This window comes from Reyranella aquatilis, assembly GCF_020880995.1.
GTDB lineage: Bacteria > Pseudomonadota > Alphaproteobacteria > Reyranellales > Reyranellaceae > Reyranella > Reyranella aquatilis.
The window spans coordinates 228,168-245,773 of the sequence record NZ_JAJISD010000009.1 but is presented as its reverse complement, the minus strand read 5'-3'; the positions used below and the strand labels follow the sequence as shown (position 1 = coordinate 245,773).

18 protein-coding genes and 1 tRNA gene are annotated in these 17,606 nt (G+C 66.0%); 9 read left to right on the top strand and 10 right to left on the bottom strand.

Annotated features, from left to right (window positions below; genetic code table 11):
* Positions 1-52: 52 nt before the first annotated feature.
* Positions 53-127: transfer RNA gene (locus tag LJ725_RS20895), tRNA-Thr, on the bottom strand.
* Between the two features lie 133 nt (positions 128-260).
* Between LJ725_RS20895 and LJ725_RS20890 the strand changes: the two genes are divergently transcribed.
* Positions 261-1,364 (top strand): amidohydrolase family protein, encoded by a 1,104-nt coding sequence (locus tag LJ725_RS20890; RefSeq protein WP_230552743.1) that lies wholly within the window; start codon positions 261-263, stop codon positions 1,362-1,364.
* 105 nt (positions 1,365-1,469) lie between these two features.
* Here LJ725_RS20890 and LJ725_RS20885 read toward each other — a convergent pair whose 3' ends face one another.
* Positions 1,470-1,643 carry a hypothetical protein gene (locus LJ725_RS20885; RefSeq protein WP_230552741.1) on the bottom strand — a complete coding sequence of 58 codons (174 nt, stop codon included), beginning with the start codon at positions 1,641-1,643 and terminating at the stop codon, positions 1,470-1,472.
* Between the two features lie 177 nt (positions 1,644-1,820).
* On the opposite strand from LJ725_RS20885, the gene LJ725_RS20880 reads away from it, so the two are divergent.
* Positions 1,821-2,453, top strand: a complete 633-nt coding sequence (locus LJ725_RS20880) for an OmpA family protein (protein ID WP_289298210.1) — start codon at positions 1,821-1,823, stop codon at positions 2,451-2,453.
* A gap of 58 nt (positions 2,454-2,511) precedes the next feature.
* Here the strand turns inward: LJ725_RS20880 and LJ725_RS20875 are convergent, their stop codons facing one another.
* Complete coding sequence (locus LJ725_RS20875; RefSeq protein WP_230552739.1) at positions 2,512-2,910, bottom strand: hypothetical protein; 399 nt, start codon at positions 2,908-2,910, stop codon at positions 2,512-2,514.
* 92 nt (positions 2,911-3,002) lie between these two features.
* Here LJ725_RS20875 and LJ725_RS20870 point away from each other — a divergent pair, with 92 nt between their 5' ends.
* Positions 3,003-3,575: a helix-turn-helix domain-containing protein gene (locus LJ725_RS20870; protein WP_230552737.1), complete on the top strand. Its 573-nt coding sequence runs from the start codon at positions 3,003-3,005 to the stop codon at positions 3,573-3,575.
* A gap of 3 nt (positions 3,576-3,578) precedes the next feature.
* The gene (locus LJ725_RS20865; RefSeq protein ID WP_230552735.1) at positions 3,579-4,415 is read left to right on the top strand and encodes an EamA family transporter; all 837 of its coding nucleotides are present in this window, start codon (positions 3,579-3,581) and stop codon (positions 4,413-4,415) included.
* Here LJ725_RS20865 and LJ725_RS20860 read toward each other — a convergent pair whose 3' ends face one another.
* Positions 4,416-4,862, bottom strand: coding sequence for a MarR family winged helix-turn-helix transcriptional regulator (locus LJ725_RS20860; RefSeq protein WP_230552733.1), 447 nt, complete (start codon positions 4,860-4,862; stop codon positions 4,416-4,418).
* An 80-nt stretch (positions 4,863-4,942) separates the two neighbouring features.
* Here LJ725_RS20860 and LJ725_RS20855 point away from each other — a divergent pair, with 80 nt between their 5' ends.
* Both LJ725_RS20855 and LJ725_RS20850 read left to right on the top strand, forming a co-directional pair.
* Positions 4,943-5,596 carry a glutathione S-transferase family protein gene (locus LJ725_RS20855; protein ID WP_230552731.1) on the top strand — a complete coding sequence of 218 codons (654 nt, stop codon included), beginning with the start codon at positions 4,943-4,945 and terminating at the stop codon, positions 5,594-5,596.
* Between the two features lie 96 nt (positions 5,597-5,692).
* On the top strand, positions 5,693-5,995 hold the full coding sequence (locus LJ725_RS20850) for a hypothetical protein (RefSeq protein ID WP_230552729.1): 303 nt from the start codon (positions 5,693-5,695) through the stop codon (positions 5,993-5,995).
* 60 nt (positions 5,996-6,055) lie between these two features.
* On the opposite strand, the gene rpoD is transcribed toward LJ725_RS20850, so the two are convergent.
* The 3 genes from rpoD to LJ725_RS20835 form a co-directional block, all read right to left on the bottom strand.
* On the bottom strand, positions 6,056-8,065 hold the full coding sequence (gene rpoD / locus LJ725_RS20845; RefSeq protein ID WP_230552726.1) for an RNA polymerase sigma factor RpoD: 2,010 nt from the start codon (positions 8,063-8,065) through the stop codon (positions 6,056-6,058).
* 168 nt (positions 8,066-8,233) lie between these two features.
* The gene (gene dnaG, locus LJ725_RS20840) at positions 8,234-10,114 is read right to left on the bottom strand and encodes a DNA primase (RefSeq protein ID WP_230552724.1); all 1,881 of its coding nucleotides are present in this window, start codon (positions 10,112-10,114) and stop codon (positions 8,234-8,236) included.
* 53 nt (positions 10,115-10,167) lie between these two features.
* Positions 10,168-10,626 carry a GatB/YqeY domain-containing protein gene (locus tag LJ725_RS20835; RefSeq protein WP_230552723.1) on the bottom strand — a complete coding sequence of 153 codons (459 nt, stop codon included), beginning with the start codon at positions 10,624-10,626 and terminating at the stop codon, positions 10,168-10,170.
* Between the two features lie 222 nt (positions 10,627-10,848).
* On the opposite strand from LJ725_RS20835, the gene carA reads away from it, so the two are divergent.
* From carA to greA, 3 genes are all read left to right on the top strand, one after another.
* Positions 10,849-12,036 (top strand): glutamine-hydrolyzing carbamoyl-phosphate synthase small subunit, encoded by a 1,188-nt coding sequence (gene carA / locus LJ725_RS20830; RefSeq protein WP_408015763.1) that lies wholly within the window; start codon positions 10,849-10,851, stop codon positions 12,034-12,036.
* Between the two features lie 8 nt (positions 12,037-12,044).
* On the top strand, positions 12,045-15,290 hold the full coding sequence (gene carB / locus LJ725_RS20825; RefSeq protein WP_230552720.1) for a carbamoyl-phosphate synthase large subunit: 3,246 nt from the start codon (positions 12,045-12,047) through the stop codon (positions 15,288-15,290).
* A 92-nt stretch (positions 15,291-15,382) separates the two neighbouring features.
* Positions 15,383-15,856 carry a transcription elongation factor GreA gene (gene greA, locus LJ725_RS20820; protein WP_230552718.1) on the top strand — a complete coding sequence of 158 codons (474 nt, stop codon included), beginning with the start codon at positions 15,383-15,385 and terminating at the stop codon, positions 15,854-15,856.
* Here greA and LJ725_RS20815 read toward each other — a convergent pair.
* The 3 genes from LJ725_RS20815 to LJ725_RS20805 all read right to left on the bottom strand — a co-directional run bounded on the left by LJ725_RS20815 (position 15,849) and on the right by LJ725_RS20805 (position 17,447).
* Entirely contained in the window at positions 15,849-16,412 is a 564-nt protein-coding gene (locus tag LJ725_RS20815; RefSeq protein ID WP_230552716.1) for an inner membrane-spanning protein YciB, read from the bottom strand. The two genes, greA and LJ725_RS20815, sit on opposite strands and share 8 nt — an antisense overlap.
* A gap of 108 nt (positions 16,413-16,520) precedes the next feature.
* A complete protein-coding gene (locus LJ725_RS20810; RefSeq protein ID WP_230552714.1) occupies positions 16,521-16,895 on the bottom strand; it encodes a nuclear transport factor 2 family protein in 375 nt (124 codons plus the stop codon).
* A 72-nt stretch (positions 16,896-16,967) separates the two neighbouring features.
* The gene (locus LJ725_RS20805) at positions 16,968-17,447 is read right to left on the bottom strand and encodes an Lrp/AsnC family transcriptional regulator (RefSeq protein ID WP_230552712.1); all 480 of its coding nucleotides are present in this window, start codon (positions 17,445-17,447) and stop codon (positions 16,968-16,970) included.
* Positions 17,448-17,606 lie beyond the last annotated feature (159 nt).

Here is a 17,606-nt window from a genome sequence, read left to right as displayed (position 1 = left end):
TTTGACAACCCAACGAGAAAGGCCCGGTTTTCCCTGGACGTCAAGGAAGCGCTGGTGCTGCCGGACAGGATTGAACTGTCGACCTCCCCCTTACCAAGGGGGTGCTCTACCACTGAGCTACGGCAGCGCGCGGCCGGGGGTATGCCATAGGGCAGGGGGCGGTTCAACCGCTGGCCGCCGGCCGGAATTGGATCGGTGCGACGACTTGCCGTGCCTTCTTCCCTCTGCCTACCATTTCGCAACGAAAACAGGAGGAATGGATGGACTGGCGCCCGATTTCTGCCGATTCGCACATCACCGAGCCGCCCGAGTGCTATCGCGACCACATCGAGCCGGCGTTCCGCGAGCGGGCGCCGCACGTCGTGCGACACGACAGCATGGGCGACATTTACATCGTCGACGGGATGAAAGCGCCCGTTCCGATGGGGTTGGTCGCTGCTGCGGGCGTTGCACCCAAGGACATCCGGGTCGGCGGCGCGAAATTCGAGGACCTGCATCGCAGCGGCTGGGATCCGTCGACCCGGCTGCAGGATCAGGACCGGGACGGCGTCGCGGCGGAGATCATCTATCCCACCGTCGGCATGCTGATCTGCAATCATCCCGACTTCGACTACAAGAAGGCCTGCTTCGACGCCTACAACAGGTGGCTGCAGGCCTATTGCGCGCATTCACCCGATCGTCTCATCGGCATGGGCCAGACGGCGATGCGCACGGTGGCAGAAGGCATTGAGGACCTTCAGCGCATCAAGGCGATGGGATTCCGGGGCGTCATGATGCCGGGCAATCCCGGCGAGAAGGACTACGACGATCCCGCCTACGACCCGTTCTGGGAGGCCGCCATCGCGCTCGAACTGCCGCTATCGTGGCACATCCTCACCACCTCGGGAGACAATTCCCTCACCAAGCCGCGCGGACCGAAGATCAATGGCTTTCTGTCGATCATCCGGGGCTGCCAAGACATCATGGGCATGCTGGTCTTCAGCGGCGTCTTCGAGCGCCATCCGGCGCTGCGGGTCGTGTGCGTGGAGGCCGATGCGGGGTGGGCGCCGCACTTCATGTACCGCATGGACCATGCCTACAAGCGCCATCGCTACTGGATGAAGGGCAAGGAACTGGCCCGCATGCCGTCCGACTATTTCCGTGAGAACATCGCGCTGACGTTCCAGGACGACTGGACGGCGTTCCAGTTCGCCGATCAGCTGGCGCCGCAACAGCTCATGTGGGCCAACGACTTTCCCCACAGCGATTCGACGTGGCCGTGGAGCCAGGACGTGCTGGCCGAGCAGACGGCCCATCTGACGCCGGACCTGCGCAAGCGCATCCTGCGCGACAACGTGGCCGAACTTTACAAACTCGCCGCGTAGCGGCGCACGAGAGAGCCCGTCCCCTGGCGGAGACGGGCTTTCAGGCTGCAGTCATTGGACGGCCGGCTGCGGACACGTGCGTCCGCACCAAACACGCCCTTCGGATCAGCGGGTCGTGTAGACGGTCGTCGTCTGCGCGGGAGCCGGCGCGGCGTCGTAGACGACCGTGCGCTCGGCCGTCCGGGCCGGAACGGGTTTTTCGACGACACGCTCGGTATAGGACGCACAGCCCGCGACGAAAGAACACGCGGCAATGGTAATGATAGCGAGTTGCTTCACAGGACCCCTCCATTGTTGAGATTGCGCACGACAACGGCACCTAAACGGGGCGGTTGCGGCTTGGAGGATCGTTTCGGGCAGTCGCAAGTCAGCCCTTCTGCAATTTTTTGGCATTGCTCACGCAAGGTCAGTTTTGCATATTAGGCGCGGCTATATGGCCATAGGGGAGAGGGGCTTATGCTCAAGAAGTTGTTTGTTCTCGCTGCTGCTGCATTCATGATCGCCGCCTGTGACGAGCCCGCGCCGGCCACCGCGCCGCCGCCGCCGCCGCCGCCGGCTCCTCAGAGCTTCATGGTGTTCTTCGACTGGGATAGCGCCAAGCTGAACACCCAGGCTGCCAACGTCGTCGGCCAGGCTGCCGGCGCGTACAAGACCAAGGGTGGTGCGCGCATCACCGCGACCGGCCACACCGACACGTCGGGCACGCCGGCCTACAACATGGCGCTGTCGCTGCGTCGTGCCAACGCGGTCAAGGACGCGCTGGTCAAGGAAGGCGTTCCCGCCACCGCCATCGCCGTCGTCGGCCGCGGCGAGCAGGGCCTGCTGGTCCAGACCGGCCCGAACGTCCGTGAGCCGCAGAACCGTCGCGTCGAGATCGTGATCGCGCAGGCCGCTGCCGCCATGCCGATGAACGATGCCGCCTACTGCGCCGCGCTGGCTCAGAAGTGGCGTGAATACACGCGCGTGGACGCGTCCGGCCCGGCGCCGCAGGCGATTGCCGCTTGCAACGCTGGCGACTACGCCACGGGCATTCCGGTGCTCGTGAAGCTGCTGAACGACGCGAAGGTTCCGCTGCCGCCGCGCACCTAAGTCGTCGAACCGACCAAGGAAAGGCGGCCCTCGTGGCCGCCTTTTTTTGTGGGCTCGGTCAGTCCCGGGCGGGCGGGGCGGGCAGGCGCGCCCACTGCGTGGGATGAAGCTCGGAGTACTCGATCCACGGACCGGTCTCGGCAAACCCGGGGTCGAGGACCCCGACATCGCTGACCCAGTAGCCCAGAGAACGCCGGTTGGCATCGAACCGCCAGGTCCCGACGACGACTTCACGGGCGGCGTTGCCGGCCAGGCCCGGACAGAACAGCAATAGGGGACCCTCGTCCTTCGGCGCCGTCGCGATCGGCTGCCATGATGCGCTCGCGCCCCGCCTCAGTGCCTCGATTTCGGCCGCCGCCCGCCATCTCGCGTCGCCTTCGATGGTCCCCGCGGCATCACCGGCGGCGCCCTGTTCGGCGCGGCACAGGGCGCGCAATTCCTCGACTATGTCCGCCATCTCAAGCTCCAGAGCGCTCGCTTCCCGGTCGTCTTTCTAGCAGGAGCGGCGGGCTTGATGTTGTATCCAGTATAATGGATGATAAATCCATTATGAAGGATGGCATCAATCATCGCATCGCTGCCCGGGTGCGCGAACTGAGGGGCCGATCGGGCCTGTCGCTCGAGGCGCTGGCGGACGCCTGTGGCGTGAGCCGGTCGATGATCTCGCTGGTCGAGCGGGGAGAGAGCAGCCCGACCGCCGTCGTTCTCGAGAAGCTGGCGACCGGTCTTGGCGTCTCGCTGGCCACCCTCTTCGAGCCGCCGGCGGCGGCTGCGCATCCCGTTTCCCGTCGCGCCGATCAGGTCGAATGGCGCGATCCCGCATCGGGCTATCTGCGTCGCAACGTGTCGCCGGGCGGCTATCCGTCGCCCATCCAGATCGTGGAGGTCCAGTTTCCGGCCGGCGCCCGGGTCGCCTACGAGACCGCGGCGCGTCCCGGAACCACGCACCAGCAGGTCTGGGTGCTGCAGGGGAAGATCGAGATCACGCTGGGGGAAGACAGACACGAACTCGATGCCGGCGATTGCCTGGCCATGGTCCTCGACCGGCCGATCACCTATCGCAATCCGACGTCCAGGCCGGCACGTTACTGTGTGGTCATCGTGGCGCCGCGGCCGGTCTGAGCGATGGACCTCATCGATGTGTCCGCCGCCCTGTTGAGCGCGGTGCTGCACGCCGGATGGAACGCCGCGGTGAAGGGCAGCCGCAATCCGACGCAGGTGATGACCGCCCAGATGCTCATCGGCGCGCTGCTGGTCGTGCCAGCGCTGTTCTGGTCGGGACTCCCGAGCCTCGCCTCCTTCGGATGGATCGCGGCATCGACGCTCATGAACACGCTCACCGTGCTGGCCCTGCTGCGGGCCTATGAGCTGGGCGGCTTCGGGCTGGTCTATCCCGTCGTCCGATCGCTGGCGGTCCTGCTCGTGGTGCCGATGGCGGCGGTCCTGACGGGCGAGCGGCTGGGTACCGCGGGTATGGCGGGCGTCCTGGTCATATCCCTGGCGCTGATCGTCCTCGCCTGGGACGCCGCGCGCGGGCAGGGCGTTACCGGCAAGGCCCTCGGATGGATCCTGGCGGCCGGGGTCGGCACCGCCGCCTACATCATGTGCGACGCCCAGGGGGTGCGGCTATCGGGATCGCCGTGGGCCTACGGCTTCGTCGTGTCGATCACCAATGCGGCGGCCATGGCCTGGCGGCAGCGGCATGCAGGGCCGCCCTGGGCTCCCGTGGCGGCGCACTGGAGGCTCGCCCTGCCGATGGCCGTGGCGTCGATGGCCTCCTACCTGCTCATTCTCTGGGTCTGGAGCCACGCGCCGATCGCGCCGGCCGCGGCCTTGCGGGACACCAGCGCGATCTTTGCGGTGCTCATCGCCGTGTTCTGGCTGAAGGAGCCCTTCACGCGCACCCGTATTGCCGCCGTGCTGCTGGCGGCGGCGGCCGTGCCGCTGTTGCGCTTCGGCTGATCAGGGCTTGGCGTAAAGGCGGCCCAGCAGCTCGCCGAGCGTCAGGGCGTCGGTCTCGGAGAGATGGCTGCCGACGGCGGCCTCGATCGCCGCCGCATAGACCGGCCACATGCGCTGGCGCAGCGCCCGGCCGGACCGCGTGATCGTGAGCACCTGGCCGCGGCCGTCCTCTTCGCTCGCCGAACGGAGCACATGGCCGGCCGCTTCGAGGCGGTCGACCAGGCGGGAGAGATTGTACTGCGCGAACAGCATTTCCTTCTGCAGTTCGAAGGGGCGCAGGCCGGCGGGATCGGCGCGCTCCAGTTCGAGAAGGGCGTCGTACCACGCCAGCGGCGGCAGATTCGCCTGCTTGAGGCGCATCTCGACGGTCGATTGCGCGGCGCGGTGGGCGCGCTCCAGCCGGACCCAGGCCCGGACGATCGCATCAGAGGGAGCAGGGGGGTGCATGCCTCGATTCTAGAGATTAATGCACTTGCATCAAGTGGCGAGTGTATATAAATGCAAATGCATACACATGAGGAGCCATCATGCTCACCCTCGTTTCCTTCGATCTGTGTCCCTACGTGCAACGCGCGGCGATCGCGCTCGCGGAGAAGGGCGTGCCCTTCGAGCGCCGAGACGTCGATCTCGCCGACAAGCCCGACTGGTTCAGGGCGATCTCGCCGCTGGGCAAGGTGCCGCTGCTGTTGGTCGATCGCGAGGTGCTCTTCGAGAGCGCCGTCATCGTGGAGTATCTCGACGAGACAGAGTCGCCACGGCTCCATCCGGAGGACGCCATCGCCCGCGCCCGCCATCGCGCTTGGATGGAATTCGGCTCTACTGTCCTCGCCGATATCTGGAGCATCGAGACAACGCCAGACGAGGCGGCATTCGATGCGAAGGTCCGGGGGCTACGCGAGAAGTTCGTGCGGCTCGAGGGCGAACTGGGGGCCGGCCCCTGGTTCGCGGGAAGCCGCTTCAGCCTGGTCGATGCCGTGTTCGCGCCGGCCTTCCGCTACTTCGACGTCTTCGACCGCTTCGTCGACCTCGGTGTCTTCGCGGATTTGCCGAAGGTGCAGGCGTGGCGGCGGGCGTTGGCCGCGCGACCGTCGGTCATCGGCGCCGTCGCGGTCGATTATGAGGTGAGGCTGGAAGCGTTCCTGCGACGGCAGCCCTCCTGGCTGGCCCGTCGGCTGAATTGAGGGGAGGACCGGGGCGGGGCGGCCTTGTGCGCCGCGCAGCCCGGTGACAGCATCGGCGTTGACGACAGCGTCCCGTACCCGGCCGAGGAGACTCCCATGGAAGTCGATGGTCTTGTCACGGCGTTGGAGCGTATCGAGCACGCCACCCGGGATTTCATGCACCCGCCCGATCGCACGGACCGGTCGGGGGCGCTGCTCGATGTGCTGGCGGAGTGTGGAAAGGCCCTCGGTCATTCCTATGCGATCGATCCGGGGCTGGACGATGTGCGAAGCGAGGCGTCTCGCCATTGCGCTGCGGCTCGGGAGAACCTTTCGGCCGCGCTGGAGGAAGTTCGCCGGCTGCACATGAAGGTGAGCGATCTCCTGCCGTCGCTCGTCCGGATCGCCGACCGCGAGTGACCTGACACGAAAAAGCCGGGGACGGGCCCCGGCTTTCAAGGTCTCTCATTGGAGTCGATCTCAGCCCTCGTCGAGGAAGCTGCGCAGCATGCGCGAGCGGCTCGGGTGCTTGAGCTTGCGCAGCGCCTTCGCCTCGATCTGGCGGATACGCTCGCGGGTGACCGAGAACTGCTGGCCGACCTCTTCCAGCGTATGGTCGGTGTTCATGCCGATGCCGAAGCGCATGCGCAGCACGCGCTCTTCGCGCGGCGTCAGCGTCGCCAGCACCCTCGTCGTGCTCTCGCGGAGATTGCCCTGGATCGCCGCCTCGAGCGGGATCACGGCGTTCTTGTCCTCGATGAAGTCGCCGAGGTGGCTGTCTTCCTCGTCGCCGATCGGCGTTTCGAGGGAGATCGGCTCCTTGGCGATCTTCAAGACCTTGCGCACCTTCTCGAGAGGCATGCCGAGCTTCTCGGCCAACTCCTCGGGCTGCGGCTCGCGGCCGATCTCGTGCAGCATCTGGCGGCTGGTGCGGACCAGCTTGTTGATGGTCTCGATCATGTGCACAGGGATGCGGATGGTGCGCGCCTGGTCGGCGATCGAGCGCGTGATGGCCTGTCGGATCCACCAGGTGGCGTAGGTCGAGAACTTGTAGCCGCGGCGGTACTCGAACTTGTCGACCGCCTTCATCAGGCCGATGTTGCCTTCCTGGATGAGGTCGAGGAACTGCAGGCCGCGGTTCGTGTACTTCTTGGCGATCGAGATCACGAGGCGCAGGTTGGCCTCGATCATCTCCTTCTTCGCCCGCATCATCTCGCGCTCGCCGTCCTGGACGGTCTTGCACATGCGGCGGAACTCGAAGATCGGGGCGCCGGCGTGATCGGAGATCTCCTTGATCTCCGCCCGGATCTTCTCGATCTCGGGGCCGCGCTTCTTGGCGAAATCCTTCCAGCCCCGGCCCGACAGCTTGCCGACCTTCTCGAGCCAGTTGGGGTCGATCTCGTGGGTGAGGTAGTTGTCGAGGAAGTCCTGGCGCGAGATGCGGAAGCTTTCCGCCGTCCGCATCAGCTTGCCTTCCTGCATCATCAGCTTACGGTTGAGGTCATACAGCGACAGCTTGAGCTGTTCGATGCGGGCCGCATTGATGTGCACCGTGCGCACAAGCTCGACGATCTTCTTGCGGTGCTTCTCGTAGCTCTTCTCGAAGTCGGCGCTGGGCTTCTGGCCGCGCGCCAGTGTCGAGAGGCGCCGGTTCTGCACCTTCGACATCTCGATATAGACTTTGTAGATCTTGGTGAGGGTGCGCAGGACCTCGGGCTTGAGCTTCTCCTCGAGCGCCGAGAGCGAGAGCGCGTTCTCGTCGTCCTCTTCGCCGCCTTCCGTGGCCGCCGCTTCGCCACCCTCGCCGTTCACCGCGGGGGCCGCCGGACGCACCAGCTTCGGCATCATCGCGGGACGGGGCACCGGCGGTGCGGCGGGGGCCGCGGCCGCACCCTTGCCTTCGCCGGGGGCACCGCCCCCCTGGGTGGCCTCGAGGTCGATCACGTCGCGCAGCAGGATGCGGCCCTCGTTGATCGCGTCGCGCCAGTGCAGCAGCGCGGTGATCGTCATCGGGCTTTCGCAGATGCCGCCGATCATCTTGTCCTGGCCGGCCTCGATTCGCTTGGCGATCTCGATCTCGCCTTCGCGGCTCAGCAGCTCGACGCTGCCCATCTCGCGCAGGTACATGCGGACGGGATCGTCGGTGCGACCCAGCTCCTCGTCCTCGCCCGTGGCCTCGGCCGCGACGACGGCGGTCTTGGCCGGCTCGGCCGGGTTGGCGCTCGCGCTGTCTTCCTGCTCCTCGGCCTCGACGACGTTCACGCCGGCCTCGGAGAGCATCGCCATCGTGTCCTCGATCTGCTCGGAGGACACCTCGTCGGGCGGCAGCGCGGCGTTCAGCTCGTCATAGGTAACGTAGCCGCGCTCCTTGCCCTTCTGGACGAGCTTCTTCAGCTCGGCGCCAAGGGTATCGAGCAGGGGGGCGTCGGGGCCCTCCTCGCGGGCGTCGGTGGCTTCGGGTTGCGCTACGGTCGCGGTTTTGGTCGCCATTACTCAAATCCTTGGGTGCGACAAACAGATACGACGGCCAACGGGCCGTTCATTTGGCTGCAAGAAGGGGAGGCGGGGAAGGGCGGCCCCGCGGAAACTACCCTTCTACTATATGGGGCTTCAGTGCAAGCAGCGATAGGCCCCGGCACCTGATTCAGCGCGGTCCCGCTATCCGGCATTGGATTCGATGCTTTCGCGCCGCATCCGGTCGAGAATCGCCTGGAGTCGCTGCAAATTCTCCTCCGACATGTCCTCGGCGAGGGCCTCCTCGGCCCGCTTAAGCTCCTCCGGATCGGCCTGGAGCTGGGTCAGGTGCCGGGCGGCGCGGCGCCATTGGCCGACCCAGCCCTCGGTTCCTGCCGGGTTGTCCCGGAAGGCCTCGCGGGCCTTGGCCCGGGCTGTGGCCGCCAGGCGGCCCAGCCCGATCCTCTCCAGATGTTGTTCGATGAGCTGGGCTTCAAGGGAGGATGCCGAGTCCCCCATCGCCTCGTCGGCCGCGGGGTCGACTCCCTGCGGGACCAGCGACAGGGCATCGAGCAGGCCGCTGCGCAACCGGTCCAGTTCCGGATTGGCGAGCGGCAGGGAGGCCACGTCCTCGGCCAGGATGTGGAGGAGGGCCGGCCGCTCGATCAACGCGCCCAGCAGCACCCGTTCCTGGCGCGACCCGTCGAGATCGCTGCCGGCGAGGCGGGCGGCCGAGCCGGCGGCAAAAGGCGCGGGCTCGGGGTCGCCGGGGCGCCGGAACGGCTTCCGTGCCCCCGGCTGCCAGGCGGGCCTCTCGGGGCGTCGCATCCGGTTCAGCCGCTCGCGCATGTCGGCCCGGTAGTAGTCCCGGACGATGGGATCGGCGATACCGGCCACCCTCTGCTCGACGCTGCGCTGCAGGCTGGCGCGACGCTCGGGCGTGTCGGTCGATTTGCCCTCGGTTTCCAGGTCCCACACCAGATCCGACAGCGGCCGGGCGAGATCGAGCACACGGCGCAGCGCCTCCGGTCCTTTCTTGCGCACCAGGCTGTCGGGATCCTCGCCGGCTGGCAGGGTCAGGAACCTGAGGCTCTTGCCGGGTCGTAGGAGGGGAAGCGCTCGCTCGGCCGCCCGCGCCGCGGCGCGCCGCCCGGCATTGTCGCCGTCGAAACAGAGATAGGGCTCGTCGGCCAGCTTCCAGAGCTCCGCCAGCTGGCCCTCGGTGAGGGCAGTCCCCAGTGGCGCCACCGCCCCCTTGAAGCCCGCGCCGTGCAGGGCGATCACATCCATGTAGCCCTCGGCCACGATGACCGGCTGGTCCTTGGTCACGGCCTGCCGCGCGAGGTCGAGGCAGTAGAGGTTCGCACCTTTGTGGAAGAGCGGCGTTTCCGGCGAGTTGAGATACTTGGGCTCGCCTGCGCCCATGACGCGCCCGCCGAAGGCGATGGCGCGGCCGCGGCGGTCGTTGATGACGAACATCACCCGGCCGCGGAAGCGGTCGTAGGGCTCGCGCCGGTCCTCGGGCTGGATGGCGAGACCCGCCTCGACGATCTTGTCGATCGGCACGTTCTCGCGCTTCAGGGCGGCGATCACGCCGTCGCGCGAATCAGGCGCGAAACCCAACCGGAATTCGTCGATCACGGCATCGGAAAGACCGCGCCCGCGCAGATAGTCGAGTCCCTGGCGGCCGACCGGCAGGCGAAGCTGCTTCTGGTACCATTGCGCCGCCAGTTCCACGACCTGCTGGAGGGTGGAGGCGCGCTCGACCCGCTCGCGCTCCGCCGGGGTCGCCCGCGGCACCGGGAGATTGACCTCGCGGGCCAGTTTCTCGACCGATTCGGGGAAGGAGAGGCCTTCGGTCTTCATCACGAAGCCGACCGCGTCGCCGTGCTCGCCGCAGCCGAAGCAGTGATAGAAGCCCTTCTTGTCGTTGACCGTGAAGGACGGCGACTTCTCGTTATGGAAGGGGCACAGTCCGGCATACTCGGCGCCCGAACGGCGCTTCAGCGACACCTTCCGGCCGACGATGTCGGACAGGCTGAGGCGTGCGCGCAGTTCGTCGAGGAAGCCCGGGGGGAACGCCATCCCCTAAGATGGTCCCGCGTTCGGGGCCACGCCATAGGGGATAGCGGGGAAGATCAGGCGCTCAGCGCTTTTTTGACGGCAGCCGATGCCTTGGCGAAGTCCATCTGGCCGGCATACTTGCCCTTTAGCGCGGCCATCACGCCGCCCATGTCCTTGACCGACGTTGCGCCGGCGGCGGCAATGGCTTCCCGGACGGCGGTCTCGACGGCGGCTTCGTCCATCTGTTGGGGCAGAAAGCGCTCGATGACGGCGATCTCGGCCTTTTCCTTGTCGGCCAGGTCGGTGCGGCCGCCTTTTTCGTACAGCGAAATCGACTCGTTCCGCTGTTTGATCATGCCCTGCATCATCGAAAGGATCTTGTCGTCGGCCACGCCCTCTCGGCTGGCCTCGGTGCGGGCGGCGATATCGACGTCCTTGAGCTTGGCCAGGATGAGCCGAATCGTGCCGAGCGCCGCCTGATCCTTGGCGCGCATCGCCTCTTTCATCGCTTCGGTCAGTTTCTCGCGCAGCATCGCTTGGGTCCCGTTGGTTCGCCCGAGGGCTAAGGGGCGGAAACTAATCGTCCCGGCCGCTGTTGGCAAAGCAAATAAGTTATTGAAATAGCTTAGAAATTGGCTGCCTTCCGTGCCTTGACCCTCCGCGGCGGCTTGGCTACAAACCGCGCGGCTCGCCGATCGCCTCGCCCATGCCGGGTCCGGGGCGAGGCCGCGCGAGCCCCACGAATGGGCAATTTCATCATGACTTCACCTAAGACCGCCGGCGTACCTGACGCCGCGCCGCGTTGGGCCACGGCCGCGCTCGTGCTGGCCGACGGGACGGTCTTCTGGGGCAAGGGAGTGGGAGCCGCCGGCCATGCCGTCGGCGAGGTCTGCTTCAATACCTCGATGACCGGATACCAGGAGATCATCACCGATCCCTCCTATGCCGGCCAGATCATCACCTTCACCTTCCCGCACATCGGCAACGTCGGCACCAATCTCGAGGACATCGAGACCATCACGCCGGCCGCCCGCGGCGTCGTGCTGCGCGGGGACATCACCGAGCCCGCCAACTGGCGCTCCGTGAAGCCGCTGAACGACTGGCTGAAGAGCCACAATCTGCCGGGTATCTGCGACGTCGACACGCGCGCCATCACCCGCCGCATTCGCGACGGCGGCGCGCCCAACGGCGTCGTCGTTCACGCACCGGACGGAAAGTTCGACATCCCCAAGATGCGCCAGATCGCCCAGGACTGGCCGGGCCTCGACGGGATGGATCTAGCGATCGAGGTCACCACCAAGCAGACCTACAACTGGGACGAGACGACGTGGGCGCTGGGTAAGGGCTACGGCAAGCTCACCAATCCAAAATATCACGTCGTCGCCGTCGACTACGGCGCCAAGCGCAACATCCTGCGCTGCCTCGCCAACACCGGCTGCCGGGTCACGGTCGTGCCGGCGACGGCCACGGCCGACGATATCCTGCGGCACAAGCCCGACGGCGTGTTCCTGTCGAACGGCCCCGGCGATCCGGCGGCGACGGCGGTCTATGCCTCGCCTGCCATCCGGGCGGTGCTCGACAAGAAGGTGCCGCTGTTCGGCATCTGCCTCGGCCATCAGATCTTGGCCCTCACGCTCGGTGGCAAGACCCGCAAGATGGAGCGCGGCCATCGCGGCGCCAACCAGCCTGTGAAGGACCTGACGACCGGCAAGGTCGAGATCACGTCGCAGAACCACGGCTTCTGCGTCATCCCCGAATCGCTGCCCAAGAACACCGAGGTGACGCACGTCTCGCTGTTCGACGGCATCAACGAAGGCCTGCGCTGCACCGACAGGCCGGCCTTCTCGGTCCAGTATCATCCCGAAGCCTCGCCCGGCCCGACCGACAGCCATTATCTCTTCGACCGGTTCGTCGAGATGATCGACGCGAGCAAGGGCAAATAAGAGCCATCATGCCCAAGCGCACAGACATCAAGTCCATCCTCGTCATCGGCGCCGGCCCGATCGTCATCGGTCAGGCCTGCGAGTTCGACTATTCCGGCGTCCAGGCCTGCAAGGCGCTGAAAGACGAGGGCTATCGAGTCATCCTGATCAACTCGAACCCAGCCACGATCATGACCGATCCGGGCCTGGTCGACGCGACCTATGTCGAGCCGATCACGCCCGACTTCGTGGCGCGCATCATCGAGAAGGAAAAGCCCGACGCCATCCTGCCCACCATGGGCGGCCAGACCGCGCTCAACACGGCCATGTCGCTGCACCGCGACGGACGACTGGAGAAGTATGGCGTCGAGCTGATCGGCGCCAATGCCGAGGCCATCGACAAGGCCGAGGACCGCCTGCTGTTCCGCGACGCCATGACCAAGATCGGGCTCGAATGCCCGAAGAGCGAGGTCGTGCACAATCGCGAGGAGGCCGCCGCGGCGCTCGACCGCGTCGGTCTGCCGGCGATCATCCGCCCGTCCTTCACGCTGGGCGGCACCGGCGGTGGCATTGCCTACAATCGCGACGAATATTTCGAGATCGTGGCCGGCGGCGTCGATGCCTCGCCGGTCGGCGAGGTGCTGGTCGAGGAATCCGTGCTCGGCTGGAAAGAGTACGAGATGGAAGTCGTGCGCGACCGCAACGACAACTGCATCATCATCTGCTCGATCGAGAATATCGATCCGATGGGCGTGCATACCGGCGACTCGGTGACCGTCGCGCCGGCACTGACGCTCACCGACAAGGAATACCAGATCATGCGCGACGCCTCGATCGCGTGCCTGCGCGAGATCGGCGTCGATACCGGCGGCTCGAACGTGCAGTTCGCCGTCGATCCGGCGACCGGCCGTATGGTCGTGATCGAGATGAACCCGCGCGTCTCGCGCTCCTCGGCGCTGGCCTCGAAGGCCACCGGCTTCCCGATCGCCAAGGTCGCGGCGCGCCTCGCCGTGGGCTACACGCTGGACGAACTGCTGAACGACATCACCGGCGAGACGCCGGCCTCGTTCGAGCCGACGATCGACTATGTCGTCACCAAGATGCCGCGCTTCGCCTTCGAGAAGTTCCCCGGCGCGGAGCCGCTGCTCAATACGTCGATGAAGAGCGTCGGCGAGGCCATGTCGATCGGCCGGACCTTCCAGGAATCGCTGCAGAAGGCGCTGCGCTCGATGGAGACGGGCCTCACCGGCCTGAACGAGATCGAGATCAAGGGCGCGCCGGACAAGTCCGCCATCGTGGGCGCGCTGGCGCGGCCGACGCCCGACCGCATTCTGGTGATCGCCCAGGCCTTCCGTCACGGCCTCACGGTCGAGGAGATCGCCCAGGCGTCGAAGTACGAGCCGTGGTTCCTGCGCCAGATCGAGCAGCTGGTGAGCCTCGAGGCGGATCTGCGCAAGAACGGGCTGCCGAAGGATGCGAAGGCGTTCTTCGACGTGAAGAAGAAGGGCTTCTCGGACGAGCGTCTCGGCGAGCTCACGAAGCAGAGCGCCGCGGAAGTGGCCAGGAAGCGCCGCGCGCTCGGCGTGCGGCCGGTCTTCAAGCGCATCGACACCTGCGCCGCCGAGTTCCAATCGCGCACGCCCTATCTCTATTCCTGCTACGAGGGCGACGGCGTGCGGCCGGCCGAGTGCGAATCGCAGCCGACCGACAAGCGCAAGGTTATCATCCTGGGCGGCGGACCGAACCGCATCGGCCAGGGCATCGAGTTCGACTATTGCTGCGTCCACGCCGTCTACGCCCTGCGCGATGCCGGCTACGAGACCATCATGGTCAACTGCAATCCCGAGACGGTGTCGACCGACTACGACACGGCCGACCGCCTCTATTTCGAGCCGCTGACCGCCGAGGACGTGATCGAGCTGGTCGAGGTCGAACGCTCGAAGGGTGAGCTGCTGGGCCTGATCGTGCAGTTCGGCGGCCAGACGCCGCTCAAGCTCGCAAAGCCGCTCGAGGCGGCCGGCATCCCGATCCTCGGCACCTCGCCGGACGCGATCGACCTCGCCGAGGACCGCGAGCGCTTCCAGAAGCTGATCCACGAGCTGAAGCTGCGCCAGCCGGCCAACGGCACGGCGACGTCGGAGAAGCAGGCCATCGAGATCGCCGAGAAGATCGGCTACCCGGTCGTCATTCGTCCGTCCTACGTGCTGGGCGGTCGCGCCATGCAGATCGTCTATGACCGGCAGGCGATCGAGCGTTACATGCGCGATGCCGTGAAGGTGTCGGGCAGCAACCCCGTGCTGGTGGATTCCTACCTGCGCGACGCCATCGAGGTCGACGTCGACGCGCTGGCCGACAAGGACCAGAACGTCTTCGTCGCGGGCATCATGGAGCATATCGAGGAAGCGGGAATCCATTCCGGCGACTCGGCCTGCTCGCTGCCGCCTTACTCGCTGCCGGCCAAGATCATCGCCGAGATCGAGCGCCAGACCGAGGCGATGGCCAAGGCGCTGCATGTGGTCGGACTCATGAACGTGCAGTTCGCCGTCAAGGACGGCGAGGTCTACGTCCTCGAGGTCAATCCGCGCGCCAGCCGCACGGTGCCGTTCGTCGCCAAGGCGACGGGCCAGCCGATCGCCAAGTTCGCCGCCCGCCTGATGGCCGGCGAGGCGCTGAAGTCGCTGGGCGTGAAGAAGTCCAAGGCCAAGCACATCGCGGTCAAGGAAGCCGTGTTTCCCTTCGCGCGCTTCCCCGGCGTCGACATCATTCTCGGACCGGAAATGCGTTCGACCGGCGAGGTGATGGGCCTCGACATGGATTTCGGCCGTGCCTTCGCCAAGTCGCAGCTCGGCGCCGGCAGCAAGGTGCCGGTCGAGGGCACCGTCTTCGTCTCGGTCAAGGACCAGGACAAGCAGGCGATGGTGAAGCCGCTGAAGCGGCTGCTCGAGCTGGGCTTCAAGATCGTGGCGACCCGCGGCACGGCAGACTTCCTCGCCAAGCATTCGATCGAGGCGCAGCAGGTCAACAAGGTGCTGGAGGGACGGCCGCACATCGTCGACCTGATGAAGGACGGCAAGGTGCAGCTCGTCTTCAACACCGTCGACGGAGCTGGCGCGCTGACCGACAGCTTCACGCTCCGGCGCACGGCGCTGATGCACAAGATCGCCTACTACACGACGGTCGCGGGCGCGAAGGCGTCGGTCGAGGGCATCGCCGCAGTGAAGGAAGGCGCTCTTGAGGTCGCGCCGCTGCAATCCTACTTCAAGACGGCGTTCTAGCGCGGGCCAGTGCCCGGAACCCCTCGGATTTCGACCCGTTGCGGGGTGCGTTCGGCGTTGACGCCGTACGATTGATCAAGGACGATTTGGCGATGGAACGTATTCCCATGACCGCCGAGGGGCTGCAGCGCCTCGAAGGCGAACTTAAGACGCTGAAGAGCGTGGAGCGCCCGGCGATCATCAAGGCGATCGCGACCGCGCGTGAGCACGGCGATCTCTCGGAGAACGCCGAGTACACGTCCGCGCGCGAGAAGCAGAGCTTCATCGAGGGACGCATCGCCGAGCTGGAGGACATCATCTCGCGCACCGAGGTGATCGACTTCTCGAAGCTGACGGGAAAGGTCATCAAGTTCGGCGCCACCGTGCGCCTGGCCGACGAGGATACCGACGAGAAGGTGAAGTACCAGATCGTCGGACCCTATGAGGCGGATCTCGCCAAGGGGCGGATTTCCATCACCTCGCCGATCGGTCGTGCGTTGATCGGCAAGACCGTCGGGGACACGGTCGAGGTCCAAACGCCGCGCGGCGGCAAGTCCTACGAAGTCGTGGGCGTCCAGTTCAACTAGCCATCATGGCGCGCGCCCGGCGGATGCCGGTCGACTTCATGATCGCGTACTGGATCCCGAACAGGCCGACCTTGCTGCCGATCGCCCAGACCGACTTCACGGCCGCCCAGGTCGTGACGTCGAGCGCAAGTGCCAGCACGATGTTCAGGATGGCCGAGAAGAACATCAGGCCGGCCCAGACGTAGCCGAAGGTGATCCCGAGGTCGGGCACGGTGGCGCGCGCGATCGGCGGCAGGTAGCGGTTCATCCACCCGCGCTTCAGCATCACCAGTCCGACGATGACGTAGATCACGCTGGGCTTCAGCATCACGAACAGCGGATCGTCGGTGAGGAAGGTCGCCGAGCCCGACGCCAGGATGATCAGCAGGCTGAGCCATTGCAGCGCCTCGACCGGCTCCTTGTGGAAGAGCTGCCAGCCGATCTGCGCGAGGCCCAGCGCCATGCCCAGCCCGACGGCCAGGAAGAGGTTTCCCGTGGCGACGTACACGCCGAGGAAGAGCAGGGTCGAAGCGAGGTCGAGGAGCAGGACCTTCGAGGCCTGGAAGAGATCCTTCATTGTGTGCCATCCCCCTATTGCGATAACGGCGTGTATTTAAGGGACGCTATCAATACACAGCGTTTCCTGCAAGAGGGGGTGATCAGGCAGCGGGGGCGAGAGACACCCTCAGACGACGACCTTGATGTACGTGTCCTTCATGACGATCAGGCCGCGGCGGAAGGTGTAGAGATCGCAGCCCAGCCATTCCTGGCGTTCGCCGGTCCGCAAGGTGGCGATGCGATGCCACTCCGTGACCGCCCGGTCACCGCAGATGAACTCGTTGGTGTGGTTCCACTTCACGTCGCTGGCGGCCGCGAACAGGGGCTCGAAATAGCTGCGGATCGCGGCCTTTCCCTTGAAGTTCTGGCCCCAATAGTCGGGGCCCTTGGCGTTGCGGAACTCGCCGTCCTCGGCGAAGGAGTTCACGATCCCGTCGACGTCGCGGCGGGCGAAGGCGTCGGCGACACGGTGCAGAATCTCGAAGGTGACGTCTTCGGCCATTTTTGCCTCCCGGGTACGGTGCGCGCTATCGCTATTGGTTCCCCCGCCACCACTCGGCAGTTCGACGGATGCTTACGCTTCTGTCGAAATTGGAACGCCCGGCACCTGCTTGGCGGTGCGGAACACCATCATCGACTTCACGTGGCTGACGTTGGGGGCCGAGGTGAGGCGGGTGGTCAGGAACTTCTGATACTCGTCCCAGGTTTCCGCGACGATCTTCAGCAGGAAATCGGCTTCGCCGGCCAGCATGTGGCATTCGCGGACCTCGTCCCACTTCTCGATCAGTTCCTCGAAGGACTTGAGGTCGGCCTCCGCCTGGCTGTTCAGGCCGACGAGGGCGAAGACCGAAACGCTGTACCCCAGCGCCTCGGGGCTGAGCTCGGCATGGTAGCCCTTGATGATCCCGGCCCGTTCCAGCGCCCGCACCCGGCGCAGGCAGGGGGGCGCGGAGATGCCCGCCCGTTCCGCCAGTTCGACGTTGGTCATGCGTCCGTTGGACTGAAGGTCGCTGAGAATTCGCCGGTCAATTCGATCGAGCTTGGCCCGAGCCATCGTTTTCCTCCGTTGGCCGGGGTCTATGCCAGAACCATGCCACGCACGCAATAAAGTTGCGAGATTTCGCCGACTGGCTGTGAACAATTGCGCATGAAATTCACATCTGGCCGTGCAACCCACGCGAGGTTTGCATATATGTCATCGATATGCAGTTGG